The sequence below is a fragment of the Cyanobium gracile UHCC 0139 genome, from assembly GCF_034931325.1.
GTDB lineage: Bacteria > Cyanobacteriota > Cyanobacteriia > PCC-6307 > Cyanobiaceae > Cyanobium > Cyanobium gracile_B.
This window is the reverse complement of record NZ_JAYGHX010000003.1, coordinates 210,834-224,678: the sequence shown is the minus strand read 5'-3', so window position 1 is coordinate 224,678 and position 13,845 is coordinate 210,834. Positions and strand designations below refer to the sequence as shown.

The window sequence follows — 13,845 nt, the reverse complement described above, 5'->3', positions numbered from 1 at the left end:
CGCCGCTCAGGATTCGGGTGCCAGAGGCTGGGCCAGGTCTTCGCGCAGCTTGCGGATCCGTTGCAGCAGCCGCAGGCGCCGGCTCCGGGCCGTGAGGGTGAGAAACAGGCGGATCGGCACGTAGACCAGGGCCATCAGCAGGCCCAGGGCGGCGATCAGCAGAAACACCATGCCATCGGCGGAGTTGCTCGGCACGAGGGCCGATTCGGTGGCCGCGCTGTCCAGGGTCTGCTGCAGCAGGTCTTCCATGGATCGAAGGTACCTCCTGCGCCGGGGGCCTGCCGCCTCCGCTGGAGCGGACATTCGGCTTTCCCCACCGAGGGACGGATGCCTCCGGCGGGGTCGCTGTGGGACGCTGCGACGGATGCTCCTGATGTGACCCCGTCGATGGCCAAACTGATCCAGTTCGCCGATGCCTCCCGCGATTCCCTCGAGCGGGGCGTCAATGCCCTGGTCGATGCGGTGAAGGTCACCATCGGACCGAAGGGTCGCAACGTGGTGCTGGAGAAGAAGTACGGCGCCCCCGACATCATCAATGACGGCGTCACCATCGCCAAGGAGATCGAACTCGAGGATCCCTTCGAGAACCTGGGCGCCAAGCTGATCCAGCAGGTGGCCTCGAAAACCAAGGACACCGCCGGCGACGGCACCACCACCGCCGCCGTCCTGGCCCAGTCGCTGGTGCATGAAGGCCTGCGCAACGTGGCCGCCGGCGCCAGCCCCGTCGCCCTCCGCCGCGGCATGGAGCAGGCCACGGCCGTGGTGGTGGCGGGCATCGCCGAGCGCTCCCGCGCCGTGGCGGGCGATGCCATCCGCCAGGTGGCCACGGTGAGCGCCGGCAACGATGAAGAGATCGGCCGGATGATCGCCGAGGCGGTCGAGAAGGTGAGCGCCGACGGCGTGATCACCGTGGAGGAATCCAAATCCCTGGCCACCGAGCTGGAGGTGACCGAGGGCATGGCCTTCGATCGCGGCTATTCCTCCCCCTACTTCGTGACCGACCAGGACCGGCGCGAGTGCGCCTTCGACAATCCCCTGCTGCTGATCACCGATCGCAAGATCAGCACCGTGGTCGACCTGGTGCCGGTGCTGGAGGCCGTCTCGAAAAGCGGCCGGCCCCTGGTGATCCTGGCCGAGGAGGTGGAAGGCGAGGCCCTGGCCACCCTGGTGGTGAACAAGACCCGCGGCGTGCTCCAGGTGGCCGCCGTGCGGGCGCCGGGTTTCGGTGACCGCCGCAAGGCCATGCTCGAGGACATCGCCATCCTCACGGGCGCCACGGTGATCAGCGAGGACCGGGCCATGACCCTCGACAAGGCCACCCTGGCCGACCTGGGCCATGCCCACCGCATCACCATCAGCAAGGACACGACCACGATCGTGGCGTCCGACGACCAGCGCGCCGCCGTCAGCGATCGGGTGGCCGCGATCAAGCGGGAGCTGGAGGCCACCGACTCCGACTACGACCGCGAGAAGCTCAACGAGCGCATCGCCAAGCTGGCCGGCGGTGTGGCCGTGATCAAGGTGGGAGCCCCCACCGAGACCGAACTGCGCAACCGCAAGCTGCGCATCGAGGACGCCCTCAACGCCACCCGGGCCGCCATCGATGAGGGCATCGTCGGCGGCGGCGGCAGCACCCTGGTTCAGCTCACCGAGGACCTCGGAGCCCTGGCCAGCCGCTGCGAGGGCGACGTCCGCACCGGCGTGGAGATCGTGAAGCGGGCCCTGGCGGCCCCGGCCCGCCAGATCGCCATCAACGCCGGCGCCAACGGCGACGTGGTGGTGCAGCAGATGCTCAGCCGGGGCAAGGGCTACAACGCCCTCACCGACAGCTACGAGGATCTGCTCGCCGTCGGCATCCTGGATGCGGCGAAGGTGGTGCGGCTGGCCCTGCAGGATGCGGTCTCGATCGCCTCGCTGCTGATCACCACCGAGGCCGTGATCGCCGACAAGCCGGAACCCCCCGCTCCCCCCGCCGGCGACGGCGGCATGGGAGGGATGGGCGGTATGGGCGGCATGGGTGGCATGGGCGGCATGGGCGGCATGGGTATGCCCGGCATGATGTGAGCCCCCGGGGGGCCGGCACGGGCCGGTTGGGCTGGGGCTCAGCCGGCCATCGCCTTCACGTAGGCGGCCACCTGCAGGTCCACGCCGGTGATCGCCGTTCCCACCACGACGGCATCGGCCCCACAGGCGAGGGCACGGGTCGCCTCCTGCTTCGAGGTGATGCCCCCCTCGCAGATCAGGGCGACCGCTTCGGGCAGGTCGCGCCGCAGGGGGCCCAGAAGATACCAGGCGGGCGGCGGCAGCGAGGCGGTGGCTTCGGTGTAGCCGTAGAGGGTGGTGCCCACCCACTGACAGCCCAGGGCCGCCGCCTTCAGCCCGTTGGCCACGCTGTCCACATCCGCCATCAGCGGAGCCCCCAGCTCCTGCCTGGCACGGGCCATGAGTTCCTCCAGCCCCTGGCCGTCGGGCCGGGGACGCTCGGTGGCATCGATGGCCACCACATCGGCTCCGGCCGCCCAGACGGCGCGGATCTCCTCCCAGCCGGGGGTGATGTACACGGAGCTGCCGGGGAAGCTGCGCTTCCAGAGCCCCACGATCAAGGCGTCGGGGCAGCGGCGCCGCACCGCGCCGATGTGCTCCGGGCTCTCGAGCCGCACCCCGGCGGCCCCCTGGAGCAGGCTGGCCTCCGCCATCGCCGCGATCACGGCTGGATCGCGCATCGGGGAACCCTCGGGGGCCTGCACCGACACGATCAGCCGACCGGCGAGTTCGGCCCGTTGCGGCAGGGGACGGGAGGACGCCATGGGCGGGGGTGGGGGGTCGGGGATCAGCTGGCGCGGCGATGCTGCGGAGCCGCGGAGAGCCAGGAGCGCAGGTCGGCCAGGATGGGGGGCGCCGGAGCCGGCGATGCGCTCGGGCTCAGGGGGTGCAGGGCGATCACGTCGGACAGGCCCGCTGCGGCTTCGGCCGCGGCAGCAGGGGCGGAGACCGGCTCCTCGGCGGGGTCCGGGACGGGCCCGTTCGCCTCGGGCTCCACCCTGATGGGGGTGACGGTGCTGGGGACGGCCGTGATCGGGTTGGGCTGCGGGGGGGCGGAGAAGGAGTCTTCGAGGGCCGCGAAGGCCTCGGCCATGGTCACGCTGGCGGGGGCCATGGCCGCGTCCATGTGCTGCAGCAGCCAGTCGCCGGCCTCCCAGCCCGCCTCGGCGACCACGCTGCCGGTGCGGAAGCTCTCCAGGGAGGTCACCCCATGGCGGTGGGCCCACTGGCCGGTGAGGCGGGCGACGGTGGCGGCATCCCTGCGGCGGATGGCGTCGAGCAACAGGCTGGTGAGCTCTGGACGGGGGGGCGGCAAAGTCACGGGGCGGGGGGTCAGGTGAGCTTGCGATCCAGCATCGGGCGGATCAGCAGGAACAGACCGGCGGCCAGCCCCGCCAGGATGGCCAGGCAGGTGAGCGCTGTGAGGGATCCGTAGGGAGCCACCAGCACCACATCGGTGAGGTGGAAGGACCCCGCGTAGGCGGCGCGGATCGGTTCAATCGCGAAGGTAAGGGGATTCAGGGCCGCCAGCCAGCCCAGCCAGGGGGGCATGAACGAAATCGGCGCCAGGGCAGTGCTGGCGAACAGCAGCGGCAGGTTGGCCACGAAGATCACCGCGATCAGCTCGATGTGGCCCGGCAGGGCGAAGGCCAGGCCGAGGCTGAGGGCGGTGACGGCGAAGACGAGCAGCAGCAGGGTGACCAGCACCAGCAGCAGCCCCGCCCCACCGGGCCAGCCGTAGCCCAGCAGCGCGGCGGTGCCCATGATCGCCAGGCTCTGAACCAGGCTCAGGCTGGTGATGTAGAGCACCGAGGCGAAGACGATCGAGCTGCGGGAGCGCAGCGGCGCCACCAGCAACCGGTTGAGGAAGCCGAACTCCCGGTCGAACATCACCGGCAGCCCGGCGTTGAGGGCGGCACTGAAGGCCGTGAACACGATCACCCCGGCCCCCAGGAAGCGGCCGTAGCTGATGCCGCCGGGCAGCAGACCCTCCGGGGCATTGGCGAACAGGGCCCCGAACAGCACCAGCCAGATCAGGGGCTGGAGCACGCCCGCCACCAGGGTGGAGGGTCGACGGGCCAGCTGGACGAACAGGCGGCGGGTCAGGGCGAGCGTCTCCTGGGTGATCTCGGCCAGGGCCGACGGTTCACCGCTGGCGGCGGGAAGGGGGGTGAGGGAGGGGCTGGCGCTGGTCATGGGGATGGGGGGGTGCGGGTCATCGCATCGACTGCTTGCGTTCCTCCTTGAGGTCGCGGCGACCGGCCACGGAGAGTTCCGCATCGCTCAGGGTGCGGCCGGTGGCCTGAAGGTAGACGTCATCCAGGCTGGGGCGGCTCTGGGCCAGGGCGAAGACCGGCAGCTGGGCCTCGGCCAGCTGCTGCCGCAGGGTCTCCACCACGCCGCTGTCCTCCACCACCAGGTTGAGGGAATAGCCCTGGGCCCGGTTGACCACCACCTGGCGGACACCGCGGCAGGCCTGGAGCAGGTCACGCACCCGGCTCGCCTCCTGTTCATCGCTGAACTCCCGCACGCGCAAGGTCACCCGGTCGCCGCCGAGGGCCCCCTTGAGGGCCGCGGGCGTGCCTTCGGCGATCACCCGGCCGCCGTCAATGATGGCCAGGCGGTCGGCCAGGGCATCCACCTCCTCGAGGTAGTGGCTGCTGAGCAGCACCGTGGTGCCCTGGTCCCGCAGCTGGCGCAGCACCTGCCAGATGGTGGCGCGGCTCTCGATGTCGAGGCCGACCGTGGGTTCATCGAGCACCAGCACCCTGGGGCGGTGCAGCAGGCCAGCCGCCAGATCGAGGCGCCGGCGCATGCCGCCGGAGTAACCACCGCAGCGGCGGTCGATCCACTCACCCATGGCGAGCAGCTCGATCAGCTCGCTGGTGCGCTCGAGACGCTCGGCGGCCCCCATGTGGTGCAGGGCGGCCTGGAGATGGAGCAGCTCCCGGCCAGTGAGGATCTTGTCGATGGCCACCTCCTGGGCCACGTAGCCGAGCAGACGTCGGACGGCGCGGGGCTCGGCCAGGGCATCCACCCCCGCCACCCGGACCTGGCCCGCATCGGGGGCCAGCAGGGTGCAGAGGATCCGCAGGGCCGTGGTCTTGCCGGCACCGTTGGGGCCAAGCAGACCGTAGAGGGAACCCGCCGGCACGCAAAGGGAGAGGTCGTCGAGGGCCTGGACGGGCGCGACCTTGCGGCCACCGAAACGCTTGCTGAGGTGCTCGAGCTCGATCAAGCCGGGATCAATCGCGAAGGGCTGGAAGCCAGGCCAATCTAGGCAGCCGCAGCTGGAGACAGATGGAGGACGGCGGCCATCAGGGCGGCCGGGTGGACGGCGCTGGCCAGGGGGGTGCGCGCCAGAACCAGCAGCAGGCAGATGCCGAAGAGGTAGAAGATCGACCATCGGAACAGGCTGCGGGCCCGGCGGGGATCGCCTGGGTCCTCCGCCAGGCTGGCGCTGAGCTGCAGCAGACGGGCGTTGAAGGGGAGCACCAGCAGGCCGTAGAGCCAGCCGCCGCTGGGAAGGGCAACGACACCGACCAGGCTCATGGCCACCGTGGCCCAGCTGTAGCGGCCGATGGCCCGGGCCGTCACCGTCAGACCCTTCACGACCGGCAGCATCGGAATGCCCACGGAGCGGTAGTCCTCACGGAGGAGCAGGGCCAAGGCCCAGAAATGGGCCGGCGTCCACACCATCACCAGGCTGAACAGCCACCAGCCGCTCCAGCCCAGGTGGCCGGTGGCGGCCGCCGCGCCCACCAGGGGCGGGATCGCCCCGGCCATGCCGCCGATGACGATGTTCTGGGTGGTGCGGGGCTTGAGCAGGGCCGTGTAGAGCAGCACATAACTGCACAGCCCCAGCAGGGCCAGGGAGGCGGCCAGGGAGTTGACCCCCAGGACGAGCACCAGCACCGAGCCGATGGTGAGGGCCACCGCGAGGCCGAAGGCCTGGCGCTGGGCCAGGCGGCCCGAGGGCAGGGCACGGCGGCTGGTGCGCTGCATGCGGCCGTCGAGTTCCTGCTCCCAGAGACAGTTGAGGACCCCGGCGGCGGCCGAGGCCATCGAACCACCCACCAGCGTGCAGAGCAGGCGCACCGGATCGAGCGGCCAGGCGGCGGTGAGGGCCATGCCGCCCACGGTGGTGGCCAGCAGCAGGGGGATCAGCCGCGGCTTGGCCACCTCCAGCCAGGCGGGGAGCTTCACCGAAGGCCGGATCGCCGCCGGCGCGGAGGGTGCGGCAATGGCCGCCACGGCGCTGACACTAACCATGGGCCACCTCAAGACGGACGGAAACGGACGGGGACGGGAACGCGAGTCCCCAGAGCCCACCGAGCACCCCCACCAGCAGGGCGGCGGTGAGCTGGTGGGCGATCGTGACGGCAGGGACGGCGAGCTGGAGACGCAGGGTGAGCACCCCGAGCACCACCTGGACCACCACCAGGCCGGCGGCGGCGAAGGCCAGTCCCCTGGCCCGGCCGAGGCCGGCAGGCAGGGCCAGGGAGGCGGCGGCCAGCAGCAGCACCGCCACCGCCGCCGGATAGGCCCCCTGCCGGTGCAGCAGCAGCCAGCGGCAGCCCTCCCCTGCCTGCAGGCAGAGCGGGGCCGCCCAGCGGCTGGCCATGGCCGCGCCGAGCAGGCACTGGCCACCGACGAGCAGGGCGACCAGGACGGGGAGGGGGGACCACCAGCGCGGCAGATCGCCCGCGGGAGGGGCGGCCACGATGGCGGAGTGGCGCTCCAGACCCTGGTGCATGGCGCTCAGCAGCAGCACCAGGCTCAGGGCTGCGGCCAGGTGCAGGGTGACGGTGGGGGCGGCCAGCTGGCTGAGCACGGTGAGGGCCCCCAGGCCGCCCTGAACCGCCACAAGGAGCAGGGCCAGGCCGGCACTCCAGGGCAGCCAGCGCGGGAAGCGGGAGCGGAACCGCAGGCTGAGGGCGAACAGGAGGAGCAGGGCCACACCCACCAGGAAGGCATCGAGGCGGTGGAACCACTCCAGGAACACCTGCAGGTTCCACTGGCGGCCTGGCCAGAGCACGCCGTAGCAGAGGGGCCAGTCGGGACAGGCCAGGCCGGCCTGCATCACCCGGGTGGCACCACCGATGGCCACCAGGGCCACCAGGGCAACAACGAGGTGGGCGGTGAGCAGGGGCACCAGGCGCACGGGCCAGCTCTCACCGGAGGCGGACCGGGACAGGGGCAGGGGTTGCGCGGACGGCGCCACGGCCATGAATGAATGCTCTTCCGAGTGACCAAGTTAGCGGGCATTGAAAGATGTGCGAATCAGCACATCGCCCGACGTGAATGTGAAATTTCTACGAAATTGCCGCGCTGGCTACAACGAAAGCGCGTTGCACGAGCGTCCCTGCATCACCGGATGCCCCTTCGCCAGCCAGCCCTCTGCCCCATCAGCGCTGGCGATTGCCGCGGGAAAGGAGCGACGCCGACGGGCCCTGATCGAAAGGGTGGATCCGAAGCTCCGGTGGTTCCTGGTCAGCGACTGGAGGGCTGCCGGTCCTCCCCATGGGAACGGGACGGCGGCAAGGGCCTCCCCCTGGGGGGCCTGCTGTGGAAGCGGCCCAGGATCAGGGCAATGAGAATGGCGATGTACAGCTGCCCCGAAATCGTGATCACCACCGTGATCACCTGCCCGGTCACGTCGCTGCTGCGCAGCACCTCCGATCCCACACTGGTCAGGATCGTGAAGGAGGCGGCCATCAGCGCCGGCGCCATCGCCACGGCATCAGCGTTCAGGTCCTGAAGCACCGGCAGGGCGGAGAGGTCGAAGGCGCCCGGATGCAGGACCCACAGGGCCACCAGCATCACCCCGCCGGCGATGCCGACCAGGAGGTAGCCGGAGGTGGCGCCCATCACCACGGCCAGTGTCACGAAGGGCTCCCGCACCAGGGTCTTCACCTTGCGCATCAACGCCACCAGAAAGAACAGCAGCCAGGCGATCACATGGGGCACCGTGACGAGGCGCCCGAGGGGTGGATCGAAGGCCAGGGCCAGATGCCACACCCCCTCCAGGGCGAGCGCCAGGCCACAGAGGCCGTACAGCACGGGCCGCGTGCTGACCAGGGGTGAGTAGCGCGTCACCGTCATGACCAGCACCACCGCCAGGCCGATCAGCAGCACCGAGAGCAGCCAGACGTGGGACTGGCAGAACGGCAGCATCAGGATCAGCAGCACCTCGGTGGCGAGGGTGAGGATGTAGCCGCGATGGCGGTGGCGAAGCCTCTGGATCTGCTCGTGGGTGAAGGGCACCGCAGCTCCGCTCAGATGCAGCCTGGGGTGTGGGGAGCCTCGGAACCCCGGGATCCCGGCGACCGATCGCACCACAGCCGGGCATGGGTGAGCTTCATGCTCGCAGTGACCTTCCGCCGCGGCAGCGGGCCCGGGCGGCGGGGGCCCAGGCGTACGCCCCGATGGGCCAGGAAGTTTGGCGGCCTTGAAAGATGTGCGAATCAGCACATCGCCCGAAGTGAATGTGAAATTTCCCCGAAATCGCGTCTCTGGTTACAACGAACGCGCGGCGCGCGAACGGCCGTCCATAAGCTGTTGGCCTCAGGGGCTCGCCACCCTTCCGCACTCCGTCCCGCCGCCGTCCCCGTGCCGATTCCCTCCTCCCTCGTCACCCTGCTGGTGGGCATGGCACTCGTGCTGTCCGGCCTCTGGGTGGGCTACAACGTCGACCTGCTGCCCCTCGACGCCAGCGCCAACGCGCCGGTCTACGACTCCCTGTTTCGGGTGCTGTTCAGCATCGGCACGATCCTGTTCCTGGGCATCGTCGGACTGGTGGTGTTCAGCCTGGTGCGCTTCCGCCGCCGCAGCGGCGACCACACCGACGGCCTGGCGATCGAGGGCAATCTGCTGCTCGAGATCGTCTGGACCGCCATCCCGGCGGTCGTGGTGCTGTTCGTCGGCATCTACAGCTACGACATCTACGAGCGCATGGGTGGCATGAGCAGCCTCAACGACCACTCCGCCATGCACCGGATGCCGTCGATGGAAACGATGGAGGCCTCCGTCACCACGGCAGACCCCGCCCTGGATGCCACGGGGAGCGGCCCTTTGAAGGCCCCCCGGGTCTGGGGCGGCATTGGCACGGCGGCCGGCGAAGCCAATGTCCTGCCGGTCGAGGTGACGGCCATGCAGTTCGCCTTCATTTTCCACTACCCGGAAGGCGACATCACCAGCGGTGAGCTGCATGTGCCCAACGGCCGGCCGGTGGAACTGCGCATGAAGGCCAACGACGTGATCCATGCCTTCTGGGTGCCCCAGTTCCGGCTCAAGCAGGACGTGATCCCCGGCCAGCCCACCGTGCTCACCTTCACCCCCACCAAGGCGGGCAGCTATCCCATCATCTGCGCCGAGCTCTGCGGGCCCTACCACGGCGGCATGCGCTCGACCGTCGTGGTGCATGAGCCGGAGGCCTACGACGCCTGGCTGCAGAAGAACAGCCCCGTGACGGCCACGGTGGCGGTCGCCGCGGGCAACCCCACCGCCTGACGCCCCGTCCCCAGATACCGACTCCGCCCGCACCCACCCGCCCGATGACCGTCGCCTCCCCCAACGACTTCCAGGAGAGCCTCCAGCCCCAGGGCTGGCTGCGCTACTTCAGTTTCAGCCTGGATCACAAGGTGATCGGACTGCAGTATCTGGTGACCGGATTCCTCTTTTATTTCATCGGCGGGGCCCTGGCCGGCGTGATCCGCGCCGAACTGGCCAGCCCGATCTCGGACTTCGTGAGCCGGGAAACCTACAACGAGGTTCTCACCCTCCATGGGACCGTGATGATCTTCCTGTGGATCGTGCCAGTGGTGAATGGCGCCTTCGGCAACTACCTGATTCCCTTTTACGTGGGCGCCAGGGACATGGCCTTCCCCAGGCTCAACGCCGTCGCCTTCTGGATGATTCCGCCGGCCGGGATCCTGCTGATCGGCAGCTACTTCATCACCGGGGCGGCCCAGTCCGGTTGGACGGCCTACCCACCCCTGAGCATCACCACCCCGGCCCTGGGCCAGGTTGTCTGGATCGTCAGCGTGCTGCTCCTGGGGGGCAGTTCAATCTTCGGCGGCATCAACTTCATCGCCACCGTGCTCAAGCTGCGCCGGCCCGGCCTGAAGCTGATGCAGCTACCGATGTACTGCTGGGCCATGCTCGGCACCAGCATCCTTGTGGTGCTCTCCACCCCCGTCCTGGCGGGCACCTTGCTGCTGCTGAGCTTCGACATCGTCGCCCATACCGGCTTCTTCAACCCGGCCCTGGGCGGGAACGTGGTGGTCTACCAGCACCTCTTCTGGTTCTATTCCCACCCGGCCGTCTACATCATGGTGCTGCCGGCCTTCGGCCTGGTGAGCGAGATCCTGCCGATCCACTCCCGCAAGCCCCTCTTCGGCTACACCACCATGGTGTATTCGATCCTGGCCATCGTGGTGCTGGGCCTGGTGGTCTGGGCCCACCACATGTTCACCAGCGGCACCCCGCCCTGGATGCGGCTGTTCTTCACGATCGCCACCTCCTTCATCGCCGTTCCCACGGGGATCAAGTTCTTCAACTGGCTGGCCACCCTCTGGGGCGGCAAACTGGCCCTCAACAGCGCCATGCTGTTCTCCTGCGCTTTCATCGTCAATTTCGTGTTCGGGGGCATCACCGGCGTGGCCCTGGCCCAGGTGCCCTTCGACATCCACGTCCACGACACCTACTTCGTCGTCGGCCATTTTCACTACATCGTCTATGGCGGCACGGTGTTCGTGATCTTCGCCTCGATCTACCACTGGTATCCGAAGTTCACCGGGCGGATGCTCAACGAGGATCTCGGCCGGCTGCATTTCCTGCTCACCTTCGTGGGCTTCAACCTCTGCTTCGCCCCCCAGCACTGGCTGGGCCTGAACGGCATGCCGCGGCGGGTGGCGGAGTACGACCCCAGCTTCACCACCCTCAACCAGATCAGCAGTGTGGGGGCCTTGCTGATGGCCGTCAGCAGCCTGCCCTTCCTCTACAACGTGATCGTGAGTGCCTTCCGGGGCCAGGTGGCCGGCGACAACCCCTGGAACGCCCTGACGCCGGAATGGCTCACCTCCTCGCCGCCGCCGGTGGAGAACTGGATCGGGGAGGCGCCCCTGGTCCAGCACCCCTACGGTTACGGGGTCGACGAAGACACCCTGAGTCTGGAGGCCGCCACTGGCCGGGACCTCTGGACTGGCGCCGGCCGTCGCTGATCGTCGCCCCACACCCGCTTTCCCCCCTCCACCCTCCGGCCGCCATGACCAGCCTCGCCACCAGCAGCAGCGCCACCGCCGCCGAAGCGGCCGCCACCGAGGACCATGGCGGCCATGCCGATCTGAGGCTCTTCGGCCTGGCCACCTTCCTGGTGGCCGACGGCATGACCTTCGCCGGCTTCTTCGCCGCCTATCTCACCTTCCGGGCGGTGAATCCCCTGCCGGCGGGCGCCACCTACGAGCTGGAACTGCTGCTGCCCTCGATCAACACCATGCTGCTGCTGGTCAGCAGCTACACCTTCCACCGCTCCGGCCGCAATCTGCTGCTGGGTCGGATGGGGCCCTGCCGCAGCTGGCTGCTGCTCACCGCGGGCCTGGGGGCGGCGTTTCTGGCGGGCCAGATGGTGGAGTACTTCACCCTCCCGTTCGGCCTCACCGACAACCTCTTCGCCAGCACGTTCTATGCCCTGACGGGCTTCCACGGCCTGCACGTCACCCTCGGGGTGATCTGCATCCTGCTGGTCTGGGTGCAGACCCGCAACGGTGGCCGCGTCACCAGCGCCGATCCTTTCGGACTGGAGGCCGCCGAGCTCTACTGGCACTTCGTCGACGGGATCTGGGTGGTCCTTTACGGGATTCTTTACCTGCTCTGATTCGCTGACTGTTGCCCGTTCAGCACAACGATCGGCACAATTCATTCAGATGTCTCCGTCTGACCGGCTGATGGGTGCCCAGAAAGGACCAGCCAACGAGGACAGTTCTGCCGGCAGGGTCATGCTGGAGGGTCAGGCCCTGCTGGAGAGGGCCCGTTCCCTCAGCAACCGGCCGGAGGAGCAGATCGCCCGGGCCTGCGGCTACGTGGGGCCGAGTGGACGGGTGCTCCGGAAGAACTTCTATCGCGCCCTGGTGGCCGCCAAGGGCTACCCCGTGCCGTCGAGCACCGGCGGCGGTTCGGCGGGGGTGGGCAAGGGGCGCCAGGCCGAATTCCGCACACGGGTGCACGGCAACGGCAACCTGCTGATCGGCCAGGCCTACACCCGGCGCATGGGCCTGGAGCCCGGCCAGGAGTTCCGGATCGAGATCCACAAGGAGACCGGTTCGATCTGGCTGCTGCCCCTCGACGGCGCGGGCACGGACGGCCCGTCCTGAGGCCGGCCAAGAGCCTCCGCGCCCTCACTCCCGCTCGGGCCCTCCGTCCAGTTCCGGATGGAAGCTGGCGCTGAAGCGCAGCAGATCGATGCCGCTGAACAGGAAGCTGATGCCCACCAGGGTGCCCACCACCCACAGCAGGCTCCAGAACTTCATGGTGAGGATCAGCAGCCCCAGGGCAAGGGTGACCAGGCCGTTCACCAGTCCCCAGCGCCAGCCGGTGATGTGGCGGTGGGAGGTCGCCACCAGGACCTCCACCATCCCCTCCACCATGAAGACCACGCCGATGGCCAGGGCCAGGCCCGCCATCGGGATCGCGGCCGCCGCCGGGCCGGACGCCATCTGCTGGATCATCCAGACCCCCAGCACCAGGAACAGGGTGGAGGTCACCAGGCGCCAGAACGTGATCGCCCGGCTCAGGCCCGGGGAGCGCAGCAGGGAACTGATCCAGCCCACCAATCCCCCCACCAGAAAGGCAATGGCCACCACGGCGGTGACCCACTTGGTCGCGAGCACGGGAAAGACCAGGGCCAGCACCCCCAGCACGATCAGCATCACCCCTTCGGCCAGGGTGAAGGCGCGCAGGGCCGTGCCCATGGCCTGACGGGAGGAGGGGGCTTCGGGGGTGAACATCGGCACCGGGCGGACTGTGGCCAGCGTGACGGTGACGCCCACCACTGACAACGAGACGTGATCTGTCGCAGCATCCGCCGCGATGCCCGTCCCGGCGCGCCTAGCCCCAGCCGTGTTCCGCCAGCCAGGCGGAGGAGAGGGTGGCCTGGGGCGACGTCGCTGCTGGTCGCAGCAGCCGCTCGGTGTACTTGGCCAGCAGGTCGGCCTCCAGATTGACCCGATCCCCCACGCGGCGGCCCGCCAGGGTGGTGCCGCTCCAGGTGGTGGGAATCACGGCGATCCAGAAGTGGCTGCCATCGGGCTCGCAGCCCGCCACCGTCAGGCTGATGCCGTCGAGGGCCACGCTCGCCTTCTCGCACACGTAGCGCCCGTAAGCCGGCTCCTGCCAGGCCACCTCCAGCCGCCAGGACCCGGGCTGTCGCTCGATGGCGGTGATTTCCCCGAGACCATCGACGTGACCGCTGACCAGATGGCCCCCGAGCCGGTCGGACAGGCGCAGGGCCGGCTCCAGGTTCACCCGTCCGCCGCTGGCGGCCCGCTCCGCCAGGGTGCTGCGGCCCAGGGTCTCCTCGCTGACGTCGGCCCGGAAGCCGTCGGCGAGGAGGTCGGCCACGGTGAGACAGACCCCGTCGACGGCGACGCTGTCCCCCAGAGCCAGGGGGCCGAGGTCGGTGCGCACCCGCACACCGGCGGGACTCCGCTCCAGCCTGCCGATGGCCTGCACCAGTCCGGTGAACATCCCCTGAGGCGGCGGCACTGGCCATAATCGTTTCACGGGGACCAACACGCACGAGGA

15 protein-coding genes are annotated in these 13,845 nt (G+C 69.5%); 5 read left to right on the top strand and 10 right to left on the bottom strand.

The genetic code is table 11. The annotated features are described in order from the left end of the window. Window positions 1-6 precede the first annotated feature (6 nt). Entirely contained in the window at window positions 7-249 is a 243-nt protein-coding gene (locus VB738_RS07285; protein WP_323305106.1) for a hypothetical protein, read from the bottom strand. 138 nt (window positions 250-387) lie between these two features. On the opposite strand from VB738_RS07285, the gene groL reads away from it, so the two are divergent. After that, a complete protein-coding gene (gene groL, locus VB738_RS07280; RefSeq protein WP_323305105.1) occupies window positions 388-2,064 on the top strand; it encodes a chaperonin GroEL in 1,677 nt (558 codons plus the stop codon). Between the two features lie 38 nt (window positions 2,065-2,102). On the opposite strand, the gene VB738_RS07275 is transcribed toward groL, so the two are convergent. The 7 genes from VB738_RS07275 to VB738_RS07245 all read right to left on the bottom strand — a co-directional run bounded on the left by VB738_RS07275 (window position 2,103) and on the right by VB738_RS07245 (window position 8,310). Further along, the gene (locus VB738_RS07275) at window positions 2,103-2,807 is read right to left on the bottom strand and encodes an N-acetylmannosamine-6-phosphate 2-epimerase (RefSeq protein ID WP_323305104.1); all 705 of its coding nucleotides are present in this window, start codon (window positions 2,805-2,807) and stop codon (window positions 2,103-2,105) included. A gap of 23 nt (window positions 2,808-2,830) precedes the next feature. Continuing rightward, window positions 2,831-3,364: a hypothetical protein gene (locus tag VB738_RS07270; protein WP_323305103.1), complete on the bottom strand. Its 534-nt coding sequence runs from the start codon at window positions 3,362-3,364 to the stop codon at window positions 2,831-2,833. An 11-nt stretch (window positions 3,365-3,375) separates the two neighbouring features. Beyond that, entirely contained in the window at window positions 3,376-4,239 is an 864-nt protein-coding gene (locus tag VB738_RS07265; protein ID WP_254948637.1) for an ABC transporter permease, read from the bottom strand. A 19-nt stretch (window positions 4,240-4,258) separates the two neighbouring features. After that, entirely contained in the window at window positions 4,259-5,281 is a 1,023-nt protein-coding gene (locus VB738_RS07260; protein ID WP_323305102.1) for an ABC transporter ATP-binding protein, read from the bottom strand. A gap of 38 nt (window positions 5,282-5,319) precedes the next feature. Further along, complete coding sequence (locus tag VB738_RS07255) at window positions 5,320-6,315, bottom strand: heme o synthase (protein WP_323305101.1); 996 nt, start codon at window positions 6,313-6,315, stop codon at window positions 5,320-5,322. Then, window positions 6,308-7,273, bottom strand: coding sequence for a COX15/CtaA family protein (locus tag VB738_RS07250; protein WP_323305100.1), 966 nt, complete (start codon window positions 7,271-7,273; stop codon window positions 6,308-6,310). The genes VB738_RS07255 and VB738_RS07250 overlap by 8 nt, the downstream gene beginning before the upstream one ends. A gap of 263 nt (window positions 7,274-7,536) precedes the next feature. Continuing rightward, window positions 7,537-8,310, bottom strand: coding sequence for a hypothetical protein (locus tag VB738_RS07245; RefSeq protein ID WP_323305099.1), 774 nt, complete (start codon window positions 8,308-8,310; stop codon window positions 7,537-7,539). A 345-nt stretch (window positions 8,311-8,655) separates the two neighbouring features. Between VB738_RS07245 and VB738_RS07240 the strand changes: the two genes are divergently transcribed. The 4 genes from VB738_RS07240 (at window position 8,656) to VB738_RS07225 (ending at window position 12,416) form a co-directional block, all read left to right on the top strand. Then, window positions 8,656-9,555, top strand: a complete 900-nt coding sequence (locus VB738_RS07240) for a cytochrome c oxidase subunit II (RefSeq protein ID WP_323305098.1) — start codon at window positions 8,656-8,658, stop codon at window positions 9,553-9,555. A 44-nt stretch (window positions 9,556-9,599) separates the two neighbouring features. Further along, a complete protein-coding gene (gene ctaD / locus VB738_RS07235) occupies window positions 9,600-11,267 on the top strand; it encodes a cytochrome c oxidase subunit I (RefSeq protein ID WP_323305097.1) in 1,668 nt (555 codons plus the stop codon). A gap of 44 nt (window positions 11,268-11,311) precedes the next feature. Beyond that, on the top strand, window positions 11,312-11,920 hold the full coding sequence (locus VB738_RS07230; RefSeq protein ID WP_323305096.1) for a cytochrome c oxidase subunit 3: 609 nt from the start codon (window positions 11,312-11,314) through the stop codon (window positions 11,918-11,920). Window positions 11,921-12,041: 121 nt separating this feature from the next. Then, complete coding sequence (locus VB738_RS07225; protein WP_323305190.1) at window positions 12,042-12,416, top strand: AbrB family transcriptional regulator; 375 nt, start codon at window positions 12,042-12,044, stop codon at window positions 12,414-12,416. 24 nt (window positions 12,417-12,440) lie between these two features. Here the strand turns inward: VB738_RS07225 and VB738_RS07220 are convergent, their stop codons facing one another. Both VB738_RS07220 and VB738_RS07215 read right to left on the bottom strand, forming a co-directional pair. Further along, window positions 12,441-13,049, bottom strand: a complete 609-nt coding sequence (locus VB738_RS07220) for an HdeD family acid-resistance protein (protein ID WP_323305095.1) — start codon at window positions 13,047-13,049, stop codon at window positions 12,441-12,443. A gap of 100 nt (window positions 13,050-13,149) precedes the next feature. Then, a complete protein-coding gene (locus tag VB738_RS07215; RefSeq protein ID WP_323305094.1) occupies window positions 13,150-13,788 on the bottom strand; it encodes a riboflavin synthase in 639 nt (212 codons plus the stop codon). Window positions 13,789-13,845 lie beyond the last annotated feature (57 nt).

Coding starts and splice junctions, on each gene's coding strand:
- VB738_RS07285 (WP_323305106.1), bottom strand. CDS start 249: ATGGAAGACCTGCTGCAGCAGACCCTGGACAGCGCGGCCACCGAATCG.
- groL (WP_323305105.1), top strand. CDS start 388: ATGGCCAAACTGATCCAGTTCGCCGATGCCTCCCGCGATTCCCTCGAG.
- VB738_RS07275 (WP_323305104.1), bottom strand. CDS start 2,807: ATGGCGTCCTCCCGTCCCCTGCCGCAACGGGCCGAACTCGCCGGTCGG.
- VB738_RS07265 (WP_254948637.1), bottom strand. CDS start 4,239: ATGACCAGCGCCAGCCCCTCCCTCACCCCCCTTCCCGCCGCCAGCGGT.
- VB738_RS07255 (WP_323305101.1), bottom strand. CDS start 6,315: ATGGTTAGTGTCAGCGCCGTGGCGGCCATTGCCGCACCCTCCGCGCCG.
- VB738_RS07250 (WP_323305100.1), bottom strand. CDS start 7,273: ATGGCCGTGGCGCCGTCCGCGCAACCCCTGCCCCTGTCCCGGTCCGCC.
- ctaD (WP_323305097.1), top strand. CDS start 9,600: ATGACCGTCGCCTCCCCCAACGACTTCCAGGAGAGCCTCCAGCCCCAG.
- VB738_RS07230 (WP_323305096.1), top strand. CDS start 11,312: ATGACCAGCCTCGCCACCAGCAGCAGCGCCACCGCCGCCGAAGCGGCC.
- VB738_RS07225 (WP_323305190.1), top strand. CDS start 12,042: ATGCTGGAGGGTCAGGCCCTGCTGGAGAGGGCCCGTTCCCTCAGCAAC.
- VB738_RS07220 (WP_323305095.1), bottom strand. CDS start 13,049: ATGTTCACCCCCGAAGCCCCCTCCTCCCGTCAGGCCATGGGCACGGCC.
- VB738_RS07215 (WP_323305094.1), bottom strand. CDS start 13,788: ATGTTCACCGGACTGGTGCAGGCCATCGGCAGGCTGGAGCGGAGTCCC.